Origin of the sequence: Agromyces binzhouensis (assembly GCF_042672355.1) — a bacterium.
Lineage (GTDB): Bacteria > Actinomycetota > Actinomycetes > Actinomycetales > Microbacteriaceae > Agromyces > Agromyces binzhouensis.
In genome coordinates, this window is record NZ_JBHXVJ010000010.1 from 42,130 (window position 1) to 65,588 (window position 23,459).

Here is a 23,459-nt window from a genome sequence, read left to right on the forward strand (position 1 = left end):
GCCCGGACGCGTCAGCCCGACACGTCAGTCCGACTCGTCGGCACCCTCGTCGTCGTCAGCGCCCTCGTCGTCAGCGCCCTCGTCGTCGTCGCCCTCGTCGTCGTCGGTGTCGTCGTCGTCGGCGTCGAGCGCGTCGATGTCGATGCCGTCGAACACGTCGTCTCCGGCGTCCTCGTCGCCGAACTCGTCGGCATCGCCGTCGTCGACGCGCTCATCGCCGTCGAGCACGTCGTCGCCGTCCGACTCCTCGTCGGCGTCGGTGTCGCCCTCGGAGGTCTCGGCCTCCGCGGCGGCCGCAGCCTGGGCGGCGCGGTACTCCGCGAGCCGCTCCGACCACGGCACCCACTCGGGAGCGAGGAGCGACTGCTCGCCGGGGAGCAGCTCGGTCTCGAGCACGGTCGGGTCGCCGCCCTCGACGCGCGCGAGCGTGACCGACCAGTGCCAGCCGGGGTAGCCGGGCAGGTCGGCGGCGAAGTGCAGCGAGAGCACGTGCTCGTCCTCGGCGACGTGGCCCACGACGGAGCCCACCGTCTGCGCCGCGGTGACCTCGAGCAGCGCGCCGCGCGCGAGGTCGACCGCGGCGAGCAGCACGTCGTCGGCGACGATCGGCGCGCGGTCGTCGGCGGCCGTACCGCCGTCGGATGCGTCGGTCGCGTCGTCGGGGAACTCGGCGTCAGGCATCCAGCTCGTCCGCAACCTTGCGCAGCAGGGCCGCGATCTTCCGGCTGTGCGCGTTGTCGGGGTACCGGCCGCGCTTCAGGTTCGCACCGATGCCGTCGAGGACCTTCACGAGGTCCTCGACGATGACCGCCATGTCGTCCGCCGGCTTGCGGTGCATCCGCGCGAGGCTCGGCGGCGCGTCGAGCACGTGCACCGAGAGCGCCTGCGCGCCGCGCTTGCCCTGGGCGATCCCGAACTCCAGGCGGGTGCCCGACCGCACGGTCGCGCCGGCGGGAAGTGCCGAGGCGTGGAGGAAGACCTCCTGGCCGTCATCGCCGCTGATGAAGCCGAACCCCTTCTCCTCGTCGTAGAACTTGACCTTGCCGGTGGGCATCGATGGATCTCCCGCTGTCTCGGTGGGCGCGCCGGAAACCGCGGCGACCTCAGCGCCCAGTCTACGGTCCGGCACCCCCCGGGACGGTCGTGGGGCCTATTCTGGGACGGTGAGCAATCAGGGCCCGATCACCGACCATCGTCTCGAGCGCATCCTCGCCTACATGGTCGCCGCGACCGTCGGGCTCTCGATCATCGCCTTCTTCGCGGTCATGATCGGCACCCTCTCGGGAGTCGGCGCCGACGACGGCTTCAGCGAGGGGATCTGGCCGTTCGTGCTCGTACTGCCGCTCATCGGATTGCCCATCGGCTTCGTCCTCCTGATCGCGCTGCTCATCGTCAACGGCGTGCGTCGCTCACGGGAGTCACGACAGGGCACGGACTGACCGCCATGCTGGTGCTCGCCGCGAGCCTCCGCGCGATCCCGCGCGAGCGGCTCGCGGCTGCGCTGGCCGCGCGCGAGCTCGATCACTCGAGCGTCCGGGATCTCTTCGACCTGGCCGAGGCCCTGACCGCGACCGACTCGATCGACCACGCCGTCGACCGTCTCGAGCGCCCGTCGCTCGCCGTGCTCGCCGCCGCGGCGGCGACCTCCGACGACGCGGGCTGGACCGACCTCGGCCGCCTGGGCGACGAACTGCGCGGGCTCGGGGCCGACGACCTCGCCGAGGCACTGGCCGCCGATCCCGCCTCGGTGCTCGAGCGCCTCGAGGCGAGGCTGCTGCTGCTGCGCGACGGGGAGCGCATCCACGTGCCGACCGAGATCGCCGCTCGGCTGGATTCGCGCCTCGACGACGACCTGCCGAGCCTCGAATCCCTCGCGGGTCACGCGCCGCCGGTCGCCGTGCCCGGCGATCGCCCCGACACGGGCCTGCTGGACCGACGCGCCGCCGAGACCGCGCACAGCACCGTCGCCGCGACCGCCGAGCTGCTCTCCGGACTCGCCGTCCAGCCTGCCCGCGAGCTCGCCAAGGGCGGCTTCGCGCTCCCGGACGCGAAGCGCCTCGCCGAGGCGGCGGGGGTCGAACTCGACGAGTTCCCGCGACTCGTGCGCCGCGCGATCGAGGCCGGGCTCATCGTCCGCGACGGTCCGGTCTGGCTCGAGTCCGACGCGGGCGCCGAATGGATCATGCTCGGCACCGGGTCCCGCTGGACCCGGCTCGCCGAGGCGTGGCGCGCCCGCATCCCCGCGCCGCTTCGCGAACTGGTCGTCCGCCGGAGCGAGGCCCTGAGCTCCTCGTCCATCAGGGACGACGTCGCCTGGTACTACCCCGGCGGCGGCGCGTGGCTCCGCGACGGCATGGACCGCCTCCTCGAGGATGCCGAGGCACTCGGCCTCGCGGTCGCCGGCGAACCGCTCGAGACCGCGTCACTCGTGCTCTCCGGCGACCTGGCCGGCGCCGCCGATCGCCTCTCCCGCCACTTCCCGAAGCAGGTCGACAAGGTCTACGTCCAGCACGACCTCACGATCGTCTCCCCCGGCCCGCTCGAGCCGTCCCTCGACGCCCGGCTCCGGGCGTTCGCGGAGGTCGAGGGCCGCGACCTCGCCTCGAGCTACCGCGTGACCGCGGCATCCGTCAACCGCGCCCTCGCGGCCGGCGACAGCGAGGAGGGCATCCGCGCCTTCCTCGAGGAGATCTCCCTGACCGGCATCCCGCAGCCGCTCGCCTACCTCCTGAGCGAGTCGGCGGCGCGGTTCGGGGCCGTCCGGGTCGGCGCGGCCGACGTGTCCGAGGCCCCCGCGCGCGCGTCCGTGCGGTCGGACGACCCGCAGCTGATCGGCACCCTCCTCGTCGACCAGTCCCTCTCGTCGCTCGGGCTCCGACAGGACGGTGCGCACCGCCTGCTGTCGCGGTTCCCGCCCGACGTGGTCTTCTGGGGGCTGAGCGACGCGCGCTATCCGGTCGCCGCGGAGGACGCGGAGGGACGGATCGTCCGCCTCCGACGCCATCATGTCGGGCACGCGCCGACGCCGGCTCCGCGCACCGACCCGCTCGAGGCGCTGCTCGACCGACTCGCCGAGGCCGACGCCGAGGGCGGCACCGAGCAGGCCTGGCTCGCGAGGCAGCTCGAGGCGGCGGCGCGCGCCAAGGAGACGCTGACGGTCACCGTGCGCATGCCCGGCGGCGACACGGCCGACTACCTCCTCGCCCCGGCGAGCGTCGCGAACGGCCGCCTCCGGGCTCGGGACCGCAAGTCCGACATCGAGCGGACGCTGCCGATCTCAGCGATCGCCGCGGTCGCACCGGCACCCGCCGGCAGCTGACCGCTGCACCAGCGCGGTCCGGATCGGCGCGGCCGGGTCATCCGTCGCCCTCGGCGCCGACCCCCGGGAACCCGGGATAGACTGGTCCGCTATGTCAGACGGCCCCCTGATCATCCAGAGCGATCGCACCGTGCTCCTCGAGGTCGCGAACCCCCTCGCAGAGGACGCCCGGCACGACCTCGCCATCTTCGCCGAGCTCGAGCGCGCACCTGAGCACATCCACACCTACCGAATCACGAGGCTCGGCCTCTGGAACGCGCGGGCTGCGGGGCACACGGCCGACGACATGCTGGGCACCCTCGAGCGCTACGCGAAGTTCCCGGTGCCCCAGACGGTCGCGGTCGACATGCGCGAGACCGTCGACCGGTACGGCCGCCTGATCGTCGACCGCACCGACGACGGCGCGCTGCGGCTCCGCAGCGACGACCTGGCGGTGCTCACCGAGGTCGCGGGCGCGAGGCGGATCGCTCCGCTGCTCACCGAGCGGATCGACGACACGAGCTTCCTCGTCGAGGCGTGGGCGCGCGGAGCACTGAAGCAGGAGCTCGTGAAGCTCGGCTGGCCGGCCGAGGACCTCGCGGGGTACACGCCCGGCACGCCGCACGAGATCGACCTCGAGCAGGACGACTGGCACCTGCGCGACTACCAGCAGAAGGCCGTGGACAACTTCTTCGAGGGCGGCTCCGGCGTCGTCGTGCTCCCGTGCGGCGCGGGCAAGACCCTCGTCGGCGCGGGCGCGATGGCGACCGCGAAGACGACGACGCTCATCCTCGTCACGAACACCGTCTCGGCACGCCAGTGGCGCGACGAGCTGCTACGCCGCACGAGCCTGACCGCCGAGGAGATCGGCGAGTACTCCGGCCAGACCAAGGAGGTCAAGCCGGTCACGATCGCGACGTACCAGATCCTCACCGCGAAGCGGAAGGGCGAGTACGCGCACCTGGCACTCCTCGACGCGCTCGACTGGGGGCTCGTGGTCTACGACGAGGTGCACCTGCTTCCCGCGCCCGTCTTCAAGCTCACCGCCGAGCTGCAGGCGCGCCGCCGGCTCGGACTCACCGCGACGCTCGTCCGCGAGGACGGTCGCGAGGGCGACGTGTTCTCACTGATCGGCCCCAAGCGATTCGACGCGCCGTGGAAGGAGATCGAGGCACAGGGCTTCATCTCCCCCGCCGCCTGCTACGAGGTGCGGATCGACCTGCCGCAGTCCGAGCGGCTGGCGTACGCGGCATCCGCCGACGACGAGCGCTACCGCCTCGCCGCGACCGCCCCCGCGAAGCTCGGCGTCGTCAAGGAGCTCGTCGCCAAGCACGCCGGTGAGCGCATCCTCGTGATCGGCCAGTACCTCGACCAGATCGACGAGCTCGCCGAGACGCTCGGGGCGCCCCAGCTGACGGGTGCGACGCCGGTCGACGAACGCGAGCGGCTCTTCCAAGAGTTCCGCGACGGCAGGACGCCGGTGCTGGTGGTGTCGAAGGTCGCGAACTTCTCGGTCGACCTCCCCGAGGCCACGGTCGCGATCCAGGTCTCGGGCTCGTTCGGCTCCCGCCAGGAGGAGGCCCAGCGCCTCGGCCGCCTGCTCCGCCCCAAGGAGTCGGGTCTGTCGGCGAACTTCTACACGCTCGTCGCGCGCGACACGGTCGACCAGGACTTCGCCCTCAACCGCCAGCGCTTCCTCGCCGAGCAGGGCTACAGCTACACGATCCTCGACGCGCACGCCCTCGCGGCCGCCTGAGTCGCGGTCAGGCGGATGCCTCCGCCCCCCGCCGCACGCGGCGCAGCCGTTCCGCGACCCACCAGGCGAGCCGGTCGAGGGCCATCACGACGACCCCGAGCACCGCGATGTAGGCGACGACGCGGAGCATCTCGAGCAGTGATCCGAAGGCCCCGAGGGCGTCGGTGTCGAGGAACGGGTACGGGAACCGGTCGGGCACCTCGGGGAGGGCGAGCGCGCGCCACAGGAAGATGAGCCCGTAGGCGGCGGGGTACGCCAGCCACCACGCGGCATCCCGCCATCGCACGACGCGGTGCGGGCCGAACGCGACCCAGTCCACGAGGACCATGAGCGGCACGACGTAGTGCATCGCGAAGATCGCGCGATTCGCGAGCTCGTCCGTCGGGTCGGCGACGAACAGGCCGGGGATCGGGTTCTCGAAGTGATTGAGCAGGACGTGCGAGACGACCATGGTCGTGAGGATCCAGGTGGTCACGCCGCCCCGCAGGACGGGTGCCGGCGCCGCTGCGGTTCCGCGACGGGCCATCCAGTACAGCGCGCCGGCGAAGTAGGCGAAGACGATCACGTTGCTCTGCGTGGTGAAGTACGCCAGCCGCCGCTCGCCGGCCACGAGGCCCCAGAGCACGACGAGCACGATCGCGACGCGCCACCAGAACGCCGGGCTCGCCCACGCGTTCACGCGCCGCGCCTCGTCGGGGAACTGCTGCTGCCGGGTCAGATCGGCGGCGTCGACGCTCACTCCATCACCTCTCCTCGTCGAACGAGCGGGCGGATCGCGCGCCGCACGCAGAGGCTAGGCGGCGCCCTCCGATCGTGTCAATCCGTTCCGCGGCCCGAGCCGGTCAGCCTCGTGCGTATCGCAGGAAGAGCATGCGCTCGCCCGGGATCGCGTGCACCAGTCGCATGGCTCGCGGGCGCTCCTCGGCCGAGCCCGAGATCCGCGGAGCCGAGCCGCCGACGAGCACCGGGCTGAGCGTCACGCACAGCTCGTCCACCAGGTCGGACTCGGCGAGGGCGCCGAGCAGGCCGGGCCCGCCCTCCGAGAGGATCGAGCGCATGCCCCGCTCCCCGAGTTCGGCCACGGCGCCGGCGAGGTCGACGCGGCGATCGCCTGCGACGATCACGTCGGCGACCCGGGCGAGCGCGTCGCGCCGGTCGCGCGGTGCCGCGTCGCTCGTGACGACGATCGGCCGCGCGACCGCGTCGGCGAAGAACGGATGCCCCGGCTCGAGCTCGAGCCGTGACGACACGACCGCGAACCGAGGCTGCGGTTCGCGGCCGCGCGCGGCACGCCACGCGGCATCCGACTCGACGACCGCTGCGCCGCCGTAGCCCTCGGCGCGGACCGTGCCCGACCCGACGAGCACCACGTCGGCGTGCGAGCGCAGCACCGACATCAGCCTCTGGTCCTCCGGGTCGCCGAGCCCGCCGCTGCGACCGCCGAGGCTCGCCGCGCCGTCGAGGCTCTCGACCATGTTGGCCCGGCAGAACACCGCGTCCGGGCCACCGCCCGAGTCGACGACGTCGACCGCGTATGCGGCGTGCATCCGATCCGCGTCGAACGGCGCGCGGTCGGCCGCCGTGATCCCGGCGCTCACGCCGAACCGTCCGGCTGCAGGTTGTGCTCGAGGAAGGCCGGCTCGCGCCATCCCTCGATCGCCTCGACCATCCGGACCGCGTCGACGGTCTCGCGCACGTTGTGCACCCGGACGATGCGGGCGCCCCGCCCGATGCAGTAGACCGCTGCGGCGAGGGAGCCGGCGAGTCGGTCGCGACGGTCCCGGCGCCCGAGGCTCTCGCCCACGAAGTCCTTGTTGGAGAGCGCGACGAGCAACGGGGGCCCCACCGCCGAGATCTCGTCGAGGCGCCTGGTGAGCTCGAGCGAGTGCAGGGTGTTCTTGTTCAGGTCGTGGCCCGGATCGATCACGATGCGCTCCTCGGGCACGCCGCGGGAGCGGGCGAGGTCGATCCGATCGCGGAGGAACGCGGCGACCTCCGCGACGACGTCCCCGTACCGGGGCATGGGGTGCGGTGTCCGCGGCGCGGCGAGGCTGTGCGTGATCACGATCGTCGCGTCGCTGTCGGCGACGACCTCGGCCATGGCGGGGTCGTGGATCCCGGTCGTGTCGTTGATCACGTGCGCACCGGCCGCGATCGCCCGCCGGGCGACCTCGGGGTGGAAGGTGTCGACGGAGACGACGGCACCCGATCCGGCGAGCGCCGCGACCACGGGAACGACGCGTTCCGCCTCCTCGTCGACCGGGATCGGAGGTCCGGGCGCGAACTTCGCACCGCCGACGTCGATCCAGTCGGCGCCGTCGGCCAGCGCCGCGTGCGCGGCCTCGAGGGCGCGGTCGAGGGCGAAGGTCGCCCCCCGGTCGTAGAACGAGTCGGGCGTGCGGTTCACGATCGCCATCACCGCGACCTGCCTCGCGAAGTCGAATTCGCGCGGGCCGATGCGCCTGACCGTGCCGCTCACGCGGCGGCGCCGATCTCGGCCAAGGGCGTTCCGGTGTCGGCGAGCACGGCCGGATCGATCGCGACGCGCGTGCGGATCAGCCGTTGCACGTCGTGGTTGACGTCCCACACGTTCACGTTCATCCCGGCGACGACCCGCCCGTCGAGGACCCAGAAGGCGATGCACTCGCGTGCGGCGAGGTCACCGCGCACGACGAGGTCCGCGCGGTCGGCGAGCTCGCCGTAGCCCGAGTACTCCATGCCGAGGTCGTACTGGTCGGTGTAGAAGTAGGGGATCTCGTCGTACTCGAGCTGTTCCCCCGCGAGCACGCGCCCGACGGCGCGCCCGCTCGCGTCGGCGTTCGCCCAGTGCTCGACGCGCAGCCGGTGCCCGAGCGTCGGGTTGAACACGTTCGCGACGTCGCCGGCGGCGTAGACCCCGTCCGCGCTCGTGCGGAACGCGGCATCCGTCACGATGCCGTCGTCGACGGTCAGGCCGGCGGATGTCGCGAGCCCGACGTTCGGCGTCGCCCCGATGCCGACGACGACGAGGTCGGCCGCGAGCTCCTCGCCCGTCGAGAGCACGACGCCGCGCACGCGGCCTCGCTCGCCGCGGATGGCCGACACCGCGACCTCGGTGCGCACGTCGACGCCGTGCTCGCGGTGCAGCCCGGCGAACATCCCCCCGAGCTCACGCCCGACCGCACCGACGAGCGGTGCCTCGCTGCGTCCGAGCACGGTGACGGCGTTCCCGTACCCGCGGGCGGCCGCGGCGACCTCGAGCCCGATCCAGCTGGAGCCGACGACGAGCACGCGCCGGTCGCCCGCGCGGAGCGCGGTGCGAAGGCGCGTGGCATCCGGCAGCGAGCGCAGCAGGTGGACGCCTCGCAGCCCGGCACCGGGACCGTCGAAGCGTCGGGGCGAGGCGCCCGTCGCGATCAGCAGCCGGTCCCAGGCGAGCTCGCCCGCATCGGTCGCGAGTGTGCGCCCACCGGGGTCGAGCGCGGTCGCACGCACGCCGATGCGGAGCTCGACGTCGTGGTCGCGGTACCAGGCGGCATCCAGCGGGTAGATCGCGCCGGACGGTTCGTCGCCCGCGAGGTATCCCTTCGAGAGGGGCGGCCGTTCGTACGGCCGGCGCCGTTCCTCGGTCACCACCACGATCTCGTCGTCGACCCCGTGCTCGCGCATCGATTCGACCGCCCGCGCCGCCGTGAGGCCTCCGCCGACGACCACCACTCGTTCGCGTGCCATGTCGCGAGTCTTGCACGGCCGCCCGCGGGCGTCGAAGGCTCAGGGCATCCGCTCGAATCCCATTCGAGCAATTCCCAGCCAAGTTCCAGCCCACGCGCAGCAGAATCGTTGCATGAGCGACGGACCTCGCATCCTCATCGTCGACGACGAGCCCAACATCCGCGACCTGCTGACGACGAGCCTCAGGTTCGCCGGCTTCGCGGTGCGCGCGGTGGCCAATGGCGCGCAGACCATCTCGGCCGTCCTCGAGGAGGAGCCCGACCTGATCATCCTCGACGTCATGCTGCCCGACATGAACGGCTTCGGCGTGACCAAGCGACTGCGGTCGGCCGGGTACACTGCGCCGATCCTCTTCCTCACCGCGAAGGACGACACGGAGGACAAGATCACGGGCCTCACGGTCGGCGGCGACGACTACGTCACGAAGCCGTTCAGCCTCGACGAGATCGTCGCGCGCATCCGCGCCATCCTGCGCCGCACGATGCACGCCGAGGAGGATGCGGTGATCCGCACCGGCGAGCTCACGATGGACCAGGACACGCACGAGGTGCTCGTCGGCGACACGCCGGTCGAACTCTCCCCCACCGAGTTCAAGCTGCTGCGCTACCTCATGCTGAACCCGAATCGCGTGCTGTCGAAGGCCCAGATCCTCGACCACGTGTGGGAGTACGACTTCAACGGCGACGCCGGCATCGTGGAGAGCTACATCTCGTACCTGCGACGCAAGCTCGACCAGCACTCCTCCGAGCCGCTCATCCAGACCAAGCGCGGCTTCGGGTACATGCTGAAGTCGAAGTCCTAGTACAGGCCCGGTACAGGGAGGATCCGTAGACTCGGCCCGCCATGCACCAGACCCTCGCCGACCGTTGGAGCCGGATCTCGCTCCGGACCAAGATCACGGGCGTCACCGTGCTCATGCTGACGCTCGGCCTCCTGGTCTCGGGCATCGGCACGGCGGCGATGCTGCGGTCGTACGTCGAGTCCCAGCTCGAGACCAAGCTCGAGTCGATCGCGTCGAGCAAGATCTCCGAGTACCTCACGCGCGGCGACGGCGGGTCGTCCGGGTCGGAGGGCGGAGCGTTCGACTTCAACGCCTCGGATGACGTCTTCGTCGCGATCTACGATGCGAACTCGGGCACGTTCCTCGCGCACAACTGGGGCACGCGCGACCCGGGCGTGTTCCCGCTCATCCCCAAGCAGCTGACGCAGGCCGATGTCTACTCGCAGAACGCCGGCGGCGGCTACCGCGTCTTCTCGCTCCCGGACGCCAACGGCGACCTCACGTTCCGCGGCGTGTACGCGGTCATGTACGCGGACGACCAGGGCAACCTCGCGCCGATCCTCATCGCGATCTCGTCGCAGGACACCGAGCGGCTGCTCGCCGCGTACCTCACGATCTTCCTCGGCTTCGGCATCGGCGTCGTGCTCGTCGGCGCGCTCCTGACGCGGATGCTCGTCACGACGACGTTCACGCCGCTGCGCGAGGTGGAGGCGACGGCGGCCGCCATCGCCGACGGCGACTTCGGCCAGCGTCTCGGAGGGGCGACGCCGAACACCGAGGTCGGGCGACTCAACCGCTCGCTCAACACGATGCTGAACCGCATCGACCGGGCGTTCCGGGATCGAGCGCGGACGATCGACCAGATGCGGCGCTTCGTTGGGGATGCCTCGCACGAGCTCCGCACGCCGCTGGTCTCCGTGCGCGGCTACGCCGAGCTGTACCGCATGGGCGCGTTGCAGAACCCGGAGGACGTGGCCCAGGCGATGGATCGCATCGAGAAGGAGGCCGTCAGGATGGGTGGCCTCGTCGAGGACCTCCTCGCGCTCGCGCGGCTGGACGAGGCGAAGCCGCTCGACCTGGCCGAGGTCGATCTCGTGCCGCTCGCGCGCGACGCCGCGCTCGACACCATGGCCGCGAATCCCGGACGCACCGTGACCGTGATCGCGCCCGAGGCGATCGAGACCGGTTCGACCGAGGTCGTGTCGGCCGATGTCGAGGTCGACCTCGACTCCGCGTCGACGCGATCGTCCGGTCCCATGGCGTTCGCCGGAGCCACGCTCGCCCGGCTGCGCGGCCGGAGGGCGAACGAGCAGGGCGACGAGGACGGCGCCTCGGCCCGCCCGGGTCGTCGTGGCGGTCGTGCCGCGACGACGGCGCGATCGGGCCGCGGCGGATCGGCGCGCGTCGCGGCGACGGCGGACCCCGCCCTGGCGACGGCGACGACCTCCGACGCAGCGGGCGGGGACCGCGACGTGGACTCGGGCTCTGCGGCCGCACCCACGGTGGTCGTGCCGGTGCGCCGGGCGATCGTGCTCGCCGAGGAGAACAAGATCCGCCAGGTGATCACGAACCTGATGGGCAACGCGATCCGCTTCACGCCCGTCGAGAGCCCCATCGAGATCCGCGTCTCGGTGGACGACGACGCCGAGCGGGCGCTCCTCGAGATCATCGACCACGGTGAGGGGATCCCGCCCCAGATCCGCGAGAAGATCTTCCAGCGCTTCTGGCGCGCCGACACCTCGCGCACGCGCGAGACCGGCGGATCGGGCCTCGGTCTCGCGATCGTGTCCTCCATCGTCTCGGCGCACAACGGTCACGTCGACGTCGTCGAGACGCCCGGCGGCGGCGCGACCTTCCGCGTGTCGCTCCCCCTCGCCGGCTCGAACGCGGCCCCTCAGCGAGTCGCGCACGCCTGAGCCGCACCGCATTCGCGGGCCCGTCCTCCACACGGCCACCCACGTGGCGGCGTCCCTCGGCTTCGGGTTCGCAGCCCGTCCGGTGGAGCGGCGCCGGCGTACGGTCGGCTGCATCACGAACCGGAGGGATGACCATGACGAGGTACCAGGTCGACAGCGAGCAGGTGCACGCGGCGACGCAGAGCATGCAGGGCACGATCGGTCGGATCCAGTCCGAGGTGGCCGCTCTCCTGGCACAGCTCACGGGGCTGCAGGCCTCGTGGTCGGGCCAGGCGTCGGTCGCGTTCCAGGCCGCCGTCGCCGACTGGCGGTCGACGCAGCAGCACGTCGAGCACAGCCTCGCCGGACTGAACCAGGCGCTCGGCGCGGCCGCGATGCACTACGCCGATGCCGAACAGGCGAACGCTCGACTCTTCGTGCGCTGAAGACGCGGCGGCCGGACGCGCCCGCTCCGCGCCACCGCACGACGAAGGGCGCCTCCCTGGGGAGGCGCCCTTCGCGCGTTGGTGCGGCTGCCGCCGCGGTGCGGACCGAGGGTCCGCGGCGGACTAGAAGTCCATGCCGCCCGTCGGGTCGGCGGGAACCGGCGCAGACTTCTCCGGCTTGTCGGCGACGACGGCCTCGGTGGTGAGGAAGAGGCCGGCGATCGACGCGGCGTTCTGCAGCGCCGAGCGGGTCACCTTGGCGGGGTCGATGATGCCCTGCGCGAGGAGGTCGCCGTACTCGCCGGTCGCGGCGTTCAGGCCGTGGCCCGCGGGGAGCTCCGAGACCTTGTTCGCGACGACGCCCGGCTCGAGGCCCGCGTTGAGGGCGATCTGCTTGAGCGGAGCCTCGATCGCGACCTTGACGATGTTCGCGCCGGTCGCCTCGTCGCCCGAGAGCTCGAGCTTGGCGAAGGCGACCTTGCCGGCCTGGATGAGCGCGACGCCGCCACCCGCGACGATGCCCTCCTCGACGGCGGCCTTCGCGTTGCGGACGGCGTCCTCGATGCGGTGCTTGCGCTCCTTGAGCTCGACCTCGGTGGCCGCGCCCGCCTTGATGACGGCGACGCCGCCGGCGAGCTTGGCGAGGCGCTCCTGGAGCTTCTCGCGGTCGTAGTCCGAGTCGGTGTTCTCGATCTCCGAGCGGATCTGGGCGACGCGGCCCGCGATCTGGTCGGGGTCGCCCGCGCCCTCGACGATGGTGGTCTCGTCCTTGGTGATGACGACCTTGCGCGCCTGGCCGAGCAGGTCGAGGGTGGCGTTCTCGAGCTTGAGACCGACCTCCTCGGAGATGACCTGGCCGCCGGTGAGGATCGCGATGTCCTGGAGCTGGGCCTTGCGGCGGTCGCCGAAGCCCGGCGCCTTGACGGCGACCGACTTGAAGATGCCGCGGATCTTGTTCACGACGAGCGTGGCCAGGGCCTCGCCGTCGACGTCCTCGGCGATGATCAGGAGCTGCTTGCCCGACTGGATGACCTTGTCGACGATCGGGAGCAGGTCCTTGATGTTCGAGATCTTCTGGTTGGCGATGAGGATGTACGGGTCCTCGAAGACCGCCTCCTGGCGCTCCGGGTCGGTGACGAAGTACGCCGACAGGTAGCCCTTGTCGAAGCGCATGCCCTCGGTCAGCTCGAGCTCGGTGCCGAAGGTGTTCGACTCCTCGACCGTGACGACGCCCTCCTTGCCGACCTTGTCGATCGCCTCGGCGATGATCTCGCCGATCTGCGGGTCGGCGGCCGAGATGGACGCGGTCGCGGCGATCTCCTCCTTGGTCTCGACCTCCTTCGCGGCGGAGAGGAGCTCCTCGGAGACGGCGGCGACGGCCTTCTCGATGCCCTTCTTGAGGCTGATCGGGTCGGCGCCGGCGGCGACGTTGCGGAGACCCTCGCGCACGAGCGCCTGGGCGAGCACGACCGAGGTCGTGGTGCCGTCACCGGCGACGTCGTCGGTCTTCTTCGCGACCTCCTTGACGAGCTCCGCGCCGATCTTCTCGTACGGGTCGTCGAGCTCGATCTCCTTCGCGATCGACACGCCGTCGTTCGTGATCGTGGGGGCGCCCCACTTCTTCTCGAGCACGACGTTGCGGCCGCGCGGGCCGAGGGTCACCTTGACCGCGTCGGCGAGCGTGTTGAGGCCACGCTCGAGGCCGCGGCGGGCCTCCTCATCGAAAGCAATGATCTTTGCCATGTGTGTCTCTCGTCCCTTCCCGGACGTCTAAGAACCGTGGGTTAGCACTCGAAACGAGCGAGTGCTAAACCGATTCTGGCACTCGCATGCGCCGAGTGCAAGCGAGGACGACGTCGGTTCGCGACCCGCGGACATGCGGAAGCGCCGCCGGGGGCATCCGGCGGCGCTTCCGAAGAATCGAACTCAGGCGGGGCGGACCGCCTCGGCCTGCGGGCCCTTCGAGCCGGAGCCCACCTCGAAGGTCACCTGCTGACCCTCTTCGAGGACCTTGTAGCCGGCCATGTCGATGGCGGAGTAGTGGACGAAGACGTCCTGGCCCCCACCGTCGACGGTGATGAATCCGTATCCCTTTTCAGCGTTGAACCACTTCACGGTTCCGTTCGCCATGCGTTGCTCCCATGTTGCCGTGTATCGAAGTCAGCACGTGCCGTCGGCTGTACCGGGCCGTCGTCGTGCCGACGTCGACGACGGGGACCGGCGTCGGGTGCTCACACGGGTGTTCGAGCGGCCGTTTCTAGATACTCACGGCGCGGCGGCCCCGCACAAGAGTTCCGGCGCCGCGAATGGTCGCAGAATGGCAACGATTCGCCGCGTCGTCACTCGGCGACGGCATCCGCGTAGTCCGCCCCCAGGACGACCACGAGCTGCATGCCCTGGTCGCCGAACTCCTCGGACAGCCGCACCTCGGCCTCGGGGAGCTGCTGCGCGACGCCTCGGGCGGCGCCCTCGAGATCGGCGGACGCGTAGTACACGACGGTCTGCTCGATGTCGGAGCGGTCGGCGTTCGAGGTGATGCCGACGGGAAGGCCCGCGGAGGTGAGCACCTCGCCCGCCCGAGCGGCGAGGCCCCCGGTCGTCGTGCCGTTGAGGACCGCGACGGTCACGTCGGGCGCGAGGGTGGGCTCCGCGGTCGGGACGTCCGAGGCCGGCGCCGTCGGCAGCACGGCGTCGTCGAAGTCGAGCCGCTGGTTGTAGGCCGCGACGGCGGCGATGCCGGCCCCCGCGAGCACGACGGTCGCGAGCGCCGCCCACGCGAAGGTCACCCAGCGGCGGCCGCGACGCGCCGGAGCACGGTGGGCGCCGACCCGGTCCATGCCGTGCGGGATCGAATCGAACCGGTCGCGTGGGAACTTCTGCACCTGTCGTCCAGTCGGTCGGGGCGCTCAGGCGAGCGGCCGGGCGGTCGGGATGGTTCGGCGCGCACGCGACTGCGCACGCGCGTCTCGCTGCCGCTGCAGGCGACCGATGAGCATCGGATCGAACCGCAGGGCGGCCGGCGAGTCGACGAGCGCGCCGAGGAGGCGATAGTACCGGGCGGCGGAGAGTCCGAGCTCGTCGCGGATGGCGTCGACCTTCCGGGCGGGGTCGCGCCACGGCCGTGATTCGAAGGCGAGGATGGCGCGATCCACCTCGTCGAGCCCGTCCGCGTCCATCGCACCTCGCTCCCCGCATCCGCCGTCGACCACATCCTAGGGAGCGGATGCCGGGAGCCTCCCCCGCGCGTCGGCGCGGCCCGAATGCGGGACCCGGGCTCGTCCTCGTCGGCACCGGGAACACCGTCGTACCGGGACACGTTGCACTCGACGTCTCGCAAAGCTGCGACGATGGAAGACGCCCCGCCGACCCCGAGGAGACTGCATGACGTACCAGGTGGACAAGTCCGACGACGAGTGGCGCGCGCAGCTCGCCGACGAGCAGTACGCCGTGCTCCGCGAGGCCGCGACCGAGCGCCCGTGGACGGGCGAGCTCCTGGACGAGGAGCGCGCCGGGATCTACGCGTGCGCCGCCTGCAGCAGCGAGCTCTTCAAGTCGGGCACGAAGTTCGACTCCGGCTGCGGCTGGCCGAGCTTCTACGAGTCGGTGCGGCCCGAGGCGGTCGAGCTCATCGAGGACACGTCGCTCGGCATGCTGCGCACCGAGGTGCGCTGCGCGAACTGCGGCTCGCACCTCGGCCACGTCTTCCCCGACGGCTTCGGCACCCCGACCGGCGACCGCTACTGCATGAACTCGATCGCGCTCGAGTTCACGCCCGAGTCCTGAACGTGGGAGCCGCCCGCGACGCCGTCCTCGCACGTCGCTCCTGGCCGAAGGTGACGGATGACGCGCCGGGCGACGCAGAGCTGGTCTCGCTGCTCGAGGCCGCGTCGACCGTCGCCGATCACGCCGCCCTCGCGCCGTGGCGCGTGATCGCGCTGCGCGGCGATGCGCGGGCCCGTCTCGGCGAGGCGCTCGTCGAGGCATCCGGATTCGATGGCGCCGCCGCCGCGAAGCTCGCGGCCAAGCCCATGCGCGCTCCCCTCCTGCTCGCACTGGTCGCGGTGCCACGACCGCACCCGAAGGTGCCCGCGTGGGAGCAGGAGGTGTCCGCGGCCGGCGTCGGTCACGCGCTGGCCCTGCTGCTCGACGACGCCGGCTGGGGCGTGATGTGGCGCACGGGGCCGTTCACCCGCCACCCGGCGGTGGCGCGGATGCACGGCCTCGCCGACGGCGAGCACCTGCTCGGCTGGCTCTACGTCGGCGGCCGCAGCACGGCCGACCGGCCGCAACGCCGCGCCGGGTCCCGCGTCGCGGAGCGGTTCACCGCCCTGACGTGACCTCGCCGGGTTCCCCGGCCTGCACCGACGGTCCGGCCTCTGCGGCGACGTGCCGCGCAGGCCGCCAGCGGATGCTCGCGAGCGCGACGGCCACGAGCGCGAGCACGGTCCCGCCGACCGTCGCGAAGCCCACCGGCCGCGCCGAGGTCGGAAGCAGCACGTCGAGCGCGAGCGCGGCAGCGAGCTGGCCGGCCACGAGGCCGAGCGCGAGCACGAGCACGCCCACCCGCCGAACCAGCACGGCCTGCGCCGCGATGAACACGCACCCGACGGCGCCCCCCGCGTAGAGCCACGGCGCAGTCGGGAACGCGGTCGGCCAGCCGACGGATGCCGCGTGCGCGAGCATCACGACGACGAGCACCGCGGTGCCCACCAGGAAGTTCATGAAGGTGGCCGCGAGCGCGCTCGTGGATGCGGTGCGGACGCGGCCGTTCATCGCCTGCTGCCAGGACGCCCCGATCCCGGCCGAGAACGGCAGCAGCATGAGCCAGAGCGGCACGTCCCCGGCGACCTGGGCGGACACCGCCCAGCCGATGGCGACGAGCGCCAGCGCGGCCCCCGCGATGCGGGTCGGGCTGAGCGGCCGGCGACCGCCAGGTCCCAGCCCGATCGCGTCGAAGACGACGCCGCCGAGGGTCTGGCCCGCGACGATGGCCACCGTGAACAGGGCCACGCCGAGGACGCCCACCGCGAGCCCCTGCGTCGCCACGAACCATGCTCCCGCGGTGCCGCCCAGGAGCATCCACCACGCGAGGCGGCCCGCCTGCAGCGCGCCCCGCAGGCGAACCAGGCCCCGTCTCCCCTCGGGCCAGGCGGCCGCGAGCAGCACGAGGATCACCAGGCCCGAGCCGAACGAGATCGCCGCGGCGACCGAGAAGTCGTCGAGCTCGCGCGCGAGCTCGCCGTTGACGCGCGACTGCAGCGCGACGAGCCCGCCGGACACGATCGTGAGCGCGATGGCCGCCCACATCGGCATCCGGGAGGACTCGGCGTGCGCGTGATGCTGAGCGCGGTCCGAGCCGGCAGGCGCGGCGGGAGGGGGCGCGGCCGGCCTCGGAGCCGGGCCGCCGGAGGATCTCGACATCGAGCCGGCTACGGGACTCGAACCCGTAACCACCGCTTTACAAGAGCGGTGCGCTACCAATTGCGCCAAGCCGGCAGGGACCCTGACATCCTACCGATGCCCGGGTCCGGCACGCACTGCGAGGGCCCGGCCGGCGGCCGGACCCTCGGAGTCGTGCGCGGTCGGCTCAGCCCGCCTCGGGCGTCGGCGTCGGCGTCGGCGTCGCCTCCGACTCCGAGTAGCTCTCGCCGGCGGCCTGGAGCACGAACGCCTGGAACTCGGCCGGGTCCTCGAGCGAGCCGACGTACTGCTTGCCGTTGACGAGCACGGTGGGCGTTCCCGTCACCGACGCGAGCTCGGAGTTCGGGATCGGCGCGGTGAGCGCCCGCTCCGTGGCATCCTGCACCCAGCTCTTGAACCGGGTGTCGTCGATGCACGAGTCGACCGACGAGGTGGCACCTGCCTCAGCGGCGATGTCCTTGATCTCGTCGTTCGTGAGCCCCGCGGTCAGCTCCTCGGGCTGGTTCTCGAACATGAGCACATTGAAGTCGAAGAACGCCTCGGGCGACTCCTCGGCCACGCACGCGGCGGCGTTCGCAGCACGGAGCGAGTACTGGGTGCCGGCGGACTTGTTCGTCAGGATCGCGATCGGGTGGATCTCGAGGGTCGCCGCACCCTGCTCGATCATGGTGCGCATCGTGTCGGAGTTGGTCGTCTCGAACTGGCCGCAGAACGGGCACAGGTAGTCGAGGTAGACCACGATGTTGGCGACCGTGCCGCTCTCGTCGGGCACCGTCGGGGTCGGCTGGCCGCCCGCGGGGATCGCGGGCGTCTCGACGGCCTCGATGCCGGCCTCGCCGCCGACGAGGAGGATGCCGTCGCTCGCCATGTTCTGCGGGCCGGGGCCCTCAGGCCGGATGCTGTTGAAGATCAGGCCGCCGATCAGCGCCGCGACCGCGACGATCGCCAGCACGACGCCGCCCTGGATGAGGAACTTGTTCCGGCGGTCGCGCTTGCGCTGCTCCTCCCGAAGGACGCGGGCCTTCTCGCGGGCCGCCTCGCGACGCTGGTTTCGGGTGGGGCGTGGCTCTGATCCGCCAGTGCTCATCGTGGGTCAACTCCGGGTCGCTGTGGGGGCGCGCGCGCATGAAGGCGCACGCACCGAAGAGTGTAGGAGCGATCACTGGGAATCGTCCAAACGGCGCCCGGACGCGGGCTGGACGCGGCAGCCGGCCCGGCGTCCCCCGGGGACGGTGCGGACGTCACGGGACGGGACGTCCAGCGAACCCATGGCATACTGAGGGGGCGTCGACATCGAAGTCGGCGTTTCCATTCACTACGGATCGTCCGGCACGTACCTGCCGGTGAAGGAGAACAGAACCATGGCGTCAGTCACGTTCGACAAGGCCACCCGCCTCTACCCGGGTGGCACCCGTCCCGCCGTCGATGCGCTCGACCTCGAGATCGAAGACGGCGAGTTCCTCGTCCTCGTCGGTCCCTCGGGCTGCGGCAAGTCCACCTCGCTCCGCATGCTCGCGGGCCTGGAAGAGGTCAACGAGGGCAACATCTTCATCGGCGACCGCAACGTCACCGACGTGCCGCCGAAGGACCGCGACATCGCGATGGTCTTCCAGAACTACGCGCTGTACCCGCACATGACCGTCGCCGAGAACATGGGCTTCGCACTCAAGATCGCGGGCGTCGGCAAGGAGGAGCGCGCCGCACGGGTCCTCGAGGCGGCCAAGCTGCTCGACCTCGAGCCGTACCTCAACCGCAAGCCCAAGGCGCTCTCCGGCGGTCAGCGCCAGCGCGTCGCCATGGGCCGCGCGATCGTGCGCCAGCCCCAGGTGTTCCTCATGGACGAGCCGCTGTCGAACCTCGACGCCAAGCTCCGCGTCCAGACGCGCACCCAGATCGCCTCGCTGCAGCGCCGCCTCGGCGTCACCACCGTGTACGTCACGCACGACCAGACGGAGGCGCTCACCATGGGCGACCGCATCGCGGTCCTCAAGGACGGCGTCCTCCAGCAGGTCGGCACCCCGCGCGAGCTGTACGAGCGGCCGAGCAACGTGTTCGTCGCCGGCTTCATCGGATCGCCCGCGATGAACCTGTTCCACGCGGAGCTGGTCGATGGCGGCATCAAGTTCGGCACCGCCACGGTGGACGTGCAGCGCGAAGCGCTCGCGACCGCCTCGAGCAACATCGTGACCGTGGGCGTCCGCCCCGAGGACATCCAGGTCTCGAACACGCCGGGCGAGGGCCTCGAGGTGAAGGTCGACCTCGTCGAGGAGCTCGGCGCCGACGGCTACCTCTACGGCCACTCCGAGATCGAGGGCAAGCGCACCGACATCGTCGCGCGCGTCGACGGCCGCAGCCACCCGTTCGCGGGCGACACCGTCTACCTGCTCCCGACCCCGAAGCACGTGCACGTCTTCGACGCCGAGTCGGGCGAGCGCCTGCTCAAGGAGGCGGTCGCCAGCTGACGGCATTCGTGATCGGATCGGCCGGGCTCCCTTCGGGGGCCCGGCCGATCCGCGTCCGTGGCCGGCTCGTCGCTCGCCGCCCCCGCTAGAGCATCAGGCCGAGCGGGTGCTCGAGGCGCTCGACGAGCGCAGCCATCCAGCGCGCCGCCAGCGCGCCGTCGATCACGCGGTGATCAGCCGACAGAGTCACGGTCATCACCGTCGCGACCTGCACCTCGCCGTCGACCACGATCGCGCGCGGCCCGGCCGCGCCGACCGCGAGGATCCCCGAGTGCGGCGGGTTGATGATCGCGGTGAACTCCTTCGTGCCGAACATCCCGAGGTTCGAGACCGCGAACGACCCGCCCTCGAGCTCGTCCTGGCGCAGCTGCCCGGCCCGCGCGCGCTCGGCGAGGTCTCGTCCCGCTGCGGCGACCGCACCCATCGAGAGTCGGTCGACGGCACGGATGACCGGGGTGACCAGCCCGCCGTCGATCGCGACGGCGATGCCGATGTCGGCATGCTCGAAGCGACGGACGGCGCGGTCGGTCCAGATCGCGTTCGCCTCGGGCACGTCGACGAGCGCGCCGGCGACGGCCTTGACGACGAAGTCGTTGACCGACACCTTCACGCCCACCTGTTCGACGACCTGCGCTCGCATGCCGAGCAGGGCGTCGAGCCGGACGTCGGCGACGACCTGGAACTGCGGAATCGTCGTGACCGACTCGGTGAGTCGACGGGCGATCGCGCGGCGCATCCCCGTGAGCGGCACGTCGGTGGCGCCGGCTGGAGGCGCGGTGTCCGTCGTCTGCTCGGCCGGAACGGGCCTGTCGGCGGCCTCCGACGCCGAGTGCTCCGAGCGCGATCCCGTCGAGGGCTCGGCGGCGATGGCGGCTTCGAGGTCGCGTCGGACGATGCGCCCTCCCGGCCCCGTGCCGCGGACTCCCTCGAGGTCGAGGCCGCGCTCGCGCGCCATCCGGCGCACGATCGGGCTCGCGAACCGTCGCTCGGGTCGGGCGTCGCCGGCCTCGGTGCCGGCGGTCTCAGCGGACGCCCGGCTCGCCGCTGGATCGGGGCTGGGTTCGCGCGCGGACTCCGCCACGGAGCCGGTCGGCGCGTGCTCGGTCGCCGCGGTCGACTCCGGTCCCGTGGTCGTCTCCACGGCCGCATCCGTCGACCCGCTCCCCTCGACGCCGGCGGCGCGCATGGCCGCCTCGGCGCTCTCGCCGGGCTCGGCGAGCACCAGGATCGGCGTGCCGACCTCGACGTTCTCGCCGACGGGCACGAGGAACCCGGCGACCGTCCCCGCCGCCTCCGATTCGTACTCCACGACGGCCTTCTCGGTCTCGACCTCTGCGATGGGCATGCCGAGCGACACCTCCGCGCCCTCCTCGACGAGCCACGACTGCAGCGCCGCCTCGGTGGATCCCGCCAGCACGGCGGGCATGCGGACGACCGTGCCCATCACGCACCGCCCATTCCCGCGCGGACGCGCTCGAGCCCGGCCACGATCTCCTCGGTCCGTGCGATCGCGGCCCGCTCGAGCACCTTCGAGATGCTCGGACTCGCCTCGCCGCCGGTGACGCGCTCGATCGGCTGGTCGAGCCAGTCGAAGTAGCGGCGCTGGATCTCGTCCGCGAGCCAGCCCCCGTAGGAGGTGCCGCGAGCGCCCTCCTCGACGATGAGCACGGCATTGGTCTTCCTGATGCTCGCGCCGATCGTGTCCCAGTCCAGCGACGCCCGGTCGAGCCAGCGCAGGTCGATGAGCTCCGCGTCGACGCCGGTCTGCTCGATCGCCTCGACGCTGTGGTGCACCATCGAGAGGTAGCTGATCACCGTCACGTCGGACCCCTGTCGCCGGATCGCCGCAGTGCCGGGCGGGATGACGTAGTCCAGCGGTCCCTCGGGCACGCGATCGGCGCGTCCGTAGAGGTCGACGTGCTCGATCACGAGGACGGGGTCCTCCAGTGCGAGCGCGGCGTTCATGAGGCCGACGTAGTCGGCGGCGTCCGAGGGCGCGACGATTCGCCATCCCGCGGCCGTGGCGAAGATCCCCGCCGGGTCCATCAGGTGCTGCGACCCGTAGCCCGAGCCCATCGCGACCTTCGTCCGGAGGACGAGGGGCACGGTGTTGTTGGCGCCGAACATGTGGCGCGCCTTGCCGATCTGGTTGAAGATCTGGTCCGCAGCGACCCAGACGAAGTCGGGGTACATGAACTCCACGACTGGGCGGAACCGGCCGTCCAGCGCCATCCCGCCGCCGAGGCCGCTGAAGGCGTTCTCGCTGATCGGCGTGCCGATGACGCGGTCGGGGCCGTGCTTCGCGACGAGCCCCTTCGTGGCGCCGTTCGTTCCACCGTTGAGGTGGTGCACGTCCTCGCCGAGCAGGACGATGCGCGGATCGGCCTCCATGCGGCGATCCATCACGCCGGCGACCGCCTCGACGAACTTCAGGTCGCGCCACGCCCGGTCGTGGTCGAGGGGCTCGGCGACGGCGAGGCCCTCGAGCTCGCTCGCGTCACCGCGGATGCCCGTGTCGACGACCGCCGGGTCCGGCCAGAGGTCCGGGCGGATGCGCCGCGTGCCCGCGTGGTCGGGATCGTCCTCCACGAGCGCGGCGATGGCGGACCGCATCGCCGCCTGCGACTGCGCGCGGACGTCGGCGACGCCGTCGTCGTCCAGGAGCCCGCGTCGGAGCAGTTCCGCGGCCACGCGGTCGAGCGGGTCGCGGGCCCGCCACCCGGCCTCCTCCTGCTTGGTGCGGTAACCGAATGCGCTACCCGGGTACGGGCCGTTCTGGTGGAGGAAGCGGTAGACCTGGGCCTCGATGATCGTCGGCCCGTCACCGCTGCGCATGCGCTCGGCCGCCTCGTTCATGGCGAGGTGCACGGCGAGCGGATCCATGCCGTCGACCCGCCAGGACGGGATGCCGAATCCCTGGCCGCGCACCGAGAACCGTGCATCCGCGGTCACCTCCTCGGCGTGCGTCGAGACGGCGTAGAGGTTGTTCTCGATGAAGTAGCAGACCGGGAGGTTCCACGCCGCCGCGAGGTTCATCGACTCGAGGACCGAGCCGATCTGCGCCGAGCCGTCGCCGAAGTAGTTCACCGACAGGTCGTCGGTGCCGGCGTGCTTCTGCGCCCAGGCGTTGCCCGTGGCGAGCGGAGCGCCGCCACCGACGATCGCGTTCGTGCCGAGCGCGCCCGCCTCCAGCCACTGGAGGTGCATCGAGCCGCCGCGACCGCCCGAGAAGCCCTGGGCGAGCCCGAGGATCTCGGCGAGCGAGCGCTGGAGCACGGCCTGCAGCTCGGGTGGGACGAGGGACGCGACATCGAGCCGACCGCTCGACACGTGGCCGATCACCTTCGCGAGGAACTGGTGGTGCCCGCGATGCGAGCCGTTCACGGCATCGGTCGTGCGCAGGCCGATGATCGATCCCACCGCACCGCCCTCCTGGCCGATGCTCGAGTGCGCCGGCCCGTGCACGAGGCCCTCGGCGGCGAGCTCGAGCACGGCCTCCTCGAAGGCGCGGATGAGGTGGAGTTGCCCGAGCATGGTCCGGAGGAGGTCTGGGTCGGCGCGATCCCAGTCCGCCGCGGTGGTCGTCAGTTCGATCCAGTCGACCCCGGTCTGCAAACGTCGTCGTCTCGGCATCTCGGCCCGCTTCCTCGCTCGTGCACAGCCCGCCCTGCGTGGGCCGTGACCACAGA

The 23,459-nt window shown here is 71.8% G+C and carries 23 protein-coding genes and 1 tRNA gene; 9 read left to right on the plus strand and 15 right to left on the minus strand.

The window, feature by feature from the left end; all coding sequences use genetic code 11:
* Nucleotides 1–24 precede the first annotated feature (24 nt).
* Together ACFVHK_RS16235 and ACFVHK_RS16240 are read right to left on the minus strand one after the other, a co-directional pair.
* A complete protein-coding gene (locus ACFVHK_RS16235) occupies nt 25–681 on the minus strand; it encodes a DUF3027 domain-containing protein (protein WP_376929726.1) in 657 nt (218 codons plus the stop codon).
* The gene (locus ACFVHK_RS16240; RefSeq protein ID WP_376929727.1) at nt 674–1,054 is read right to left on the minus strand and encodes a cold-shock protein; all 381 of its coding nucleotides are present in this window, start codon (nt 1,052–1,054) and stop codon (nt 674–676) included. The genes ACFVHK_RS16235 and ACFVHK_RS16240 overlap by 8 nt, the downstream gene beginning before the upstream one ends.
* A 109-nt stretch (nt 1,055–1,163) precedes the next feature.
* On the opposite strand from ACFVHK_RS16240, the gene ACFVHK_RS16245 reads away from it, so the two are divergent.
* From ACFVHK_RS16245 to ACFVHK_RS16255, 3 genes are all read left to right on the plus strand, one after another.
* On the plus strand, nt 1,164–1,439 hold the full coding sequence (locus tag ACFVHK_RS16245) for a hypothetical protein (protein WP_242492281.1): 276 nt from the start codon (nt 1,164–1,166) through the stop codon (nt 1,437–1,439).
* A gap of 5 nt (nt 1,440–1,444) precedes the next feature.
* On the plus strand, nt 1,445–3,319 hold the full coding sequence (locus ACFVHK_RS16250) for a helicase-associated domain-containing protein (protein WP_376929728.1): 1,875 nt from the start codon (nt 1,445–1,447) through the stop codon (nt 3,317–3,319).
* 91 nt (nt 3,320–3,410) lie between these two features.
* Nucleotides 3,411–5,054 carry a DNA repair helicase XPB gene (locus ACFVHK_RS16255; protein WP_376929729.1) on the plus strand — a complete coding sequence of 548 codons (1,644 nt, stop codon included), beginning with the start codon at nt 3,411–3,413 and terminating at the stop codon, nt 5,052–5,054.
* A gap of 7 nt (nt 5,055–5,061) precedes the next feature.
* On the opposite strand, the gene ACFVHK_RS16260 is transcribed toward ACFVHK_RS16255, so the two are convergent.
* The 4 genes from ACFVHK_RS16260 to ACFVHK_RS16275 form a co-directional block, all read right to left on the minus strand.
* Nucleotides 5,062–5,793, minus strand: a complete 732-nt coding sequence (locus tag ACFVHK_RS16260) for a Pr6Pr family membrane protein (protein WP_376929730.1) — start codon at nt 5,791–5,793, stop codon at nt 5,062–5,064.
* 103 nt (nt 5,794–5,896) lie between these two features.
* Complete coding sequence (locus ACFVHK_RS16265; protein WP_376929731.1) at nt 5,897–6,652, minus strand: pyrimidine reductase family protein; 756 nt, start codon at nt 6,650–6,652, stop codon at nt 5,897–5,899.
* Nucleotides 6,649–7,470 (minus strand): dihydropteroate synthase, encoded by an 822-nt coding sequence (folP, locus tag ACFVHK_RS16270; protein WP_376929807.1) that lies wholly within the window; start codon nt 7,468–7,470, stop codon nt 6,649–6,651. Before folP ends, ACFVHK_RS16265 begins: the two co-directional genes overlap by 4 nt.
* A gap of 59 nt (nt 7,471–7,529) precedes the next feature.
* On the minus strand, nt 7,530–8,765 hold the full coding sequence (locus ACFVHK_RS16275) for an NAD(P)/FAD-dependent oxidoreductase (RefSeq protein WP_376929732.1): 1,236 nt from the start codon (nt 8,763–8,765) through the stop codon (nt 7,530–7,532).
* 112 nt (nt 8,766–8,877) lie between these two features.
* Between ACFVHK_RS16275 and ACFVHK_RS16280 the strand changes: the two genes are divergently transcribed.
* The 3 genes from ACFVHK_RS16280 to ACFVHK_RS16290 all read left to right on the plus strand — a co-directional run bounded on the left by ACFVHK_RS16280 (nt 8,878) and on the right by ACFVHK_RS16290 (nt 11,887).
* A complete protein-coding gene (locus tag ACFVHK_RS16280; protein ID WP_129235187.1) occupies nt 8,878–9,567 on the plus strand; it encodes a response regulator transcription factor in 690 nt (229 codons plus the stop codon).
* 41 nt (nt 9,568–9,608) lie between these two features.
* Nucleotides 9,609–11,462 carry a sensor histidine kinase gene (locus ACFVHK_RS16285; protein ID WP_376929733.1) on the plus strand — a complete coding sequence of 618 codons (1,854 nt, stop codon included), beginning with the start codon at nt 9,609–9,611 and terminating at the stop codon, nt 11,460–11,462.
* Between the two features lie 134 nt (nt 11,463–11,596).
* Nucleotides 11,597–11,887: a WXG100 family type VII secretion target gene (locus ACFVHK_RS16290; protein WP_376929734.1), complete on the plus strand. Its 291-nt coding sequence runs from the start codon at nt 11,597–11,599 to the stop codon at nt 11,885–11,887.
* Between the two features lie 123 nt (nt 11,888–12,010).
* Here the strand turns inward: ACFVHK_RS16290 and groL are convergent, their stop codons facing one another.
* The 4 genes from groL to ACFVHK_RS16310 form a co-directional block, all read right to left on the minus strand.
* Nucleotides 12,011–13,630: a chaperonin GroEL gene (groL, locus tag ACFVHK_RS16295; RefSeq protein ID WP_129234956.1), complete on the minus strand. Its 1,620-nt coding sequence runs from the start codon at nt 13,628–13,630 to the stop codon at nt 12,011–12,013.
* A gap of 183 nt (nt 13,631–13,813) precedes the next feature.
* The gene (locus tag ACFVHK_RS16300; RefSeq protein WP_067948690.1) at nt 13,814–14,017 is read right to left on the minus strand and encodes a cold-shock protein; all 204 of its coding nucleotides are present in this window, start codon (nt 14,015–14,017) and stop codon (nt 13,814–13,816) included.
* 209 nt (nt 14,018–14,226) lie between these two features.
* Complete coding sequence (locus ACFVHK_RS16305; RefSeq protein ID WP_376929735.1) at nt 14,227–14,769, minus strand: LytR C-terminal domain-containing protein; 543 nt, start codon at nt 14,767–14,769, stop codon at nt 14,227–14,229.
* Between the two features lie 24 nt (nt 14,770–14,793).
* A complete protein-coding gene (locus ACFVHK_RS16310) occupies nt 14,794–15,063 on the minus strand; it encodes a DUF3263 domain-containing protein (RefSeq protein ID WP_129234952.1) in 270 nt (89 codons plus the stop codon).
* 205 nt (nt 15,064–15,268) lie between these two features.
* On the opposite strand from ACFVHK_RS16310, the gene msrB reads away from it, so the two are divergent.
* Nucleotides 15,269–15,670 (plus strand): peptide-methionine (R)-S-oxide reductase MsrB, encoded by a 402-nt coding sequence (msrB, locus tag ACFVHK_RS16315; protein WP_376929736.1) that lies wholly within the window; start codon nt 15,269–15,271, stop codon nt 15,668–15,670.
* A 2-nt stretch (nt 15,671–15,672) separates the two neighbouring features.
* Complete coding sequence (locus ACFVHK_RS16320) at nt 15,673–16,224, plus strand: nitroreductase family protein (protein WP_376929737.1); 552 nt, start codon at nt 15,673–15,675, stop codon at nt 16,222–16,224.
* Here the strand turns inward: ACFVHK_RS16320 and ACFVHK_RS16325 are convergent.
* The 3 genes from ACFVHK_RS16325 to ACFVHK_RS16335 form a co-directional block, all read right to left on the minus strand.
* A complete protein-coding gene (locus ACFVHK_RS16325; protein WP_376929738.1) occupies nt 16,208–17,200 on the minus strand; it encodes a DMT family transporter in 993 nt (330 codons plus the stop codon). The genes ACFVHK_RS16320 and ACFVHK_RS16325 overlap by 17 nt on opposite strands.
* A gap of 110 nt (nt 17,201–17,310) precedes the next feature.
* Nucleotides 17,311–17,383 (minus strand) — tRNA-Thr (locus ACFVHK_RS16330).
* A 91-nt stretch (nt 17,384–17,474) separates the two neighbouring features.
* A complete protein-coding gene (locus ACFVHK_RS16335; RefSeq protein ID WP_376929739.1) occupies nt 17,475–18,395 on the minus strand; it encodes a DsbA family protein in 921 nt (306 codons plus the stop codon).
* Between the two features lie 274 nt (nt 18,396–18,669).
* Here ACFVHK_RS16335 and ACFVHK_RS16340 point away from each other — a divergent pair, with 274 nt between their 5' ends.
* Entirely contained in the window at nt 18,670–19,770 is a 1,101-nt protein-coding gene (locus ACFVHK_RS16340; RefSeq protein ID WP_376929740.1) for an ABC transporter ATP-binding protein, read from the plus strand.
* 85 nt (nt 19,771–19,855) lie between these two features.
* Here the strand turns inward: ACFVHK_RS16340 and ACFVHK_RS16345 are convergent, their stop codons facing one another.
* Entirely contained in the window at nt 19,856–21,214 is a 1,359-nt protein-coding gene (locus tag ACFVHK_RS16345) for a dihydrolipoamide acetyltransferase family protein (RefSeq protein WP_376929808.1), read from the minus strand.
* A complete protein-coding gene (locus ACFVHK_RS16350; RefSeq protein WP_376929741.1) occupies nt 21,214–23,403 on the minus strand; it encodes an alpha-ketoacid dehydrogenase subunit alpha/beta in 2,190 nt (729 codons plus the stop codon). The genes ACFVHK_RS16345 and ACFVHK_RS16350 overlap by 1 nt, the downstream gene beginning before the upstream one ends.
* Nucleotides 23,404–23,459 lie beyond the last annotated feature (56 nt).

Excerpts from the sequence above, each read along its gene's own strand:
- ACFVHK_RS16280 (WP_129235187.1), top strand. The coding sequence starts at position 8,878 with ATGAGCGACGGACCTCGCATCCTCATCGTCGACGACGAGCCCAACATC.
- ACFVHK_RS16325 (WP_376929738.1), bottom strand. The coding sequence starts at position 17,200 with ATGCCGATGTGGGCGGCCATCGCGCTCACGATCGTGTCCGGCGGGCTC.
- ACFVHK_RS16345 (WP_376929808.1), bottom strand. The coding sequence starts at position 21,214 with ATGGGCACGGTCGTCCGCATGCCCGCCGTGCTGGCGGGATCCACCGAG.
- groL (WP_129234956.1), bottom strand. The coding sequence starts at position 13,630 with ATGGCAAAGATCATTGCTTTCGATGAGGAGGCCCGCCGCGGCCTCGAG.
- ACFVHK_RS16235 (WP_376929726.1), bottom strand. The coding sequence starts at position 681 with ATGCCTGACGCCGAGTTCCCCGACGACGCGACCGACGCATCCGACGGC.
- ACFVHK_RS16285 (WP_376929733.1), top strand. The coding sequence starts at position 9,609 with ATGCACCAGACCCTCGCCGACCGTTGGAGCCGGATCTCGCTCCGGACC.
- msrB (WP_376929736.1), top strand. The coding sequence starts at position 15,269 with ATGACGTACCAGGTGGACAAGTCCGACGACGAGTGGCGCGCGCAGCTC.
- ACFVHK_RS16350 (WP_376929741.1), bottom strand. The coding sequence starts at position 23,403 with ATGCCGAGACGACGACGTTTGCAGACCGGGGTCGACTGGATCGAACTG.
- ACFVHK_RS16335 (WP_376929739.1), bottom strand. The coding sequence starts at position 18,395 with ATGAGCACTGGCGGATCAGAGCCACGCCCCACCCGAAACCAGCGTCGC.
- ACFVHK_RS16275 (WP_376929732.1), bottom strand. The coding sequence starts at position 8,765 with ATGGCACGCGAACGAGTGGTGGTCGTCGGCGGAGGCCTCACGGCGGCG.
- folP (WP_376929807.1), bottom strand. The coding sequence starts at position 7,470 with ATGGCGATCGTGAACCGCACGCCCGACTCGTTCTACGACCGGGGGGCG.
- ACFVHK_RS16300 (WP_067948690.1), bottom strand. The coding sequence starts at position 14,017 with ATGGCGAACGGAACCGTGAAGTGGTTCAACGCTGAAAAGGGATACGGA.
- ACFVHK_RS16255 (WP_376929729.1), top strand. The coding sequence starts at position 3,411 with ATGTCAGACGGCCCCCTGATCATCCAGAGCGATCGCACCGTGCTCCTC.
- ACFVHK_RS16310 (WP_129234952.1), bottom strand. The coding sequence starts at position 15,063 with ATGGACGCGGACGGGCTCGACGAGGTGGATCGCGCCATCCTCGCCTTC.
- ACFVHK_RS16250 (WP_376929728.1), top strand. The coding sequence starts at position 1,445 with ATGCTGGTGCTCGCCGCGAGCCTCCGCGCGATCCCGCGCGAGCGGCTC.
- ACFVHK_RS16290 (WP_376929734.1), top strand. The coding sequence starts at position 11,597 with ATGACGAGGTACCAGGTCGACAGCGAGCAGGTGCACGCGGCGACGCAG.
- ACFVHK_RS16340 (WP_376929740.1), top strand. The coding sequence starts at position 18,670 with ATGGCGTCAGTCACGTTCGACAAGGCCACCCGCCTCTACCCGGGTGGC.
- ACFVHK_RS16240 (WP_376929727.1), bottom strand. The coding sequence starts at position 1,054 with ATGCCCACCGGCAAGGTCAAGTTCTACGACGAGGAGAAGGGGTTCGGC.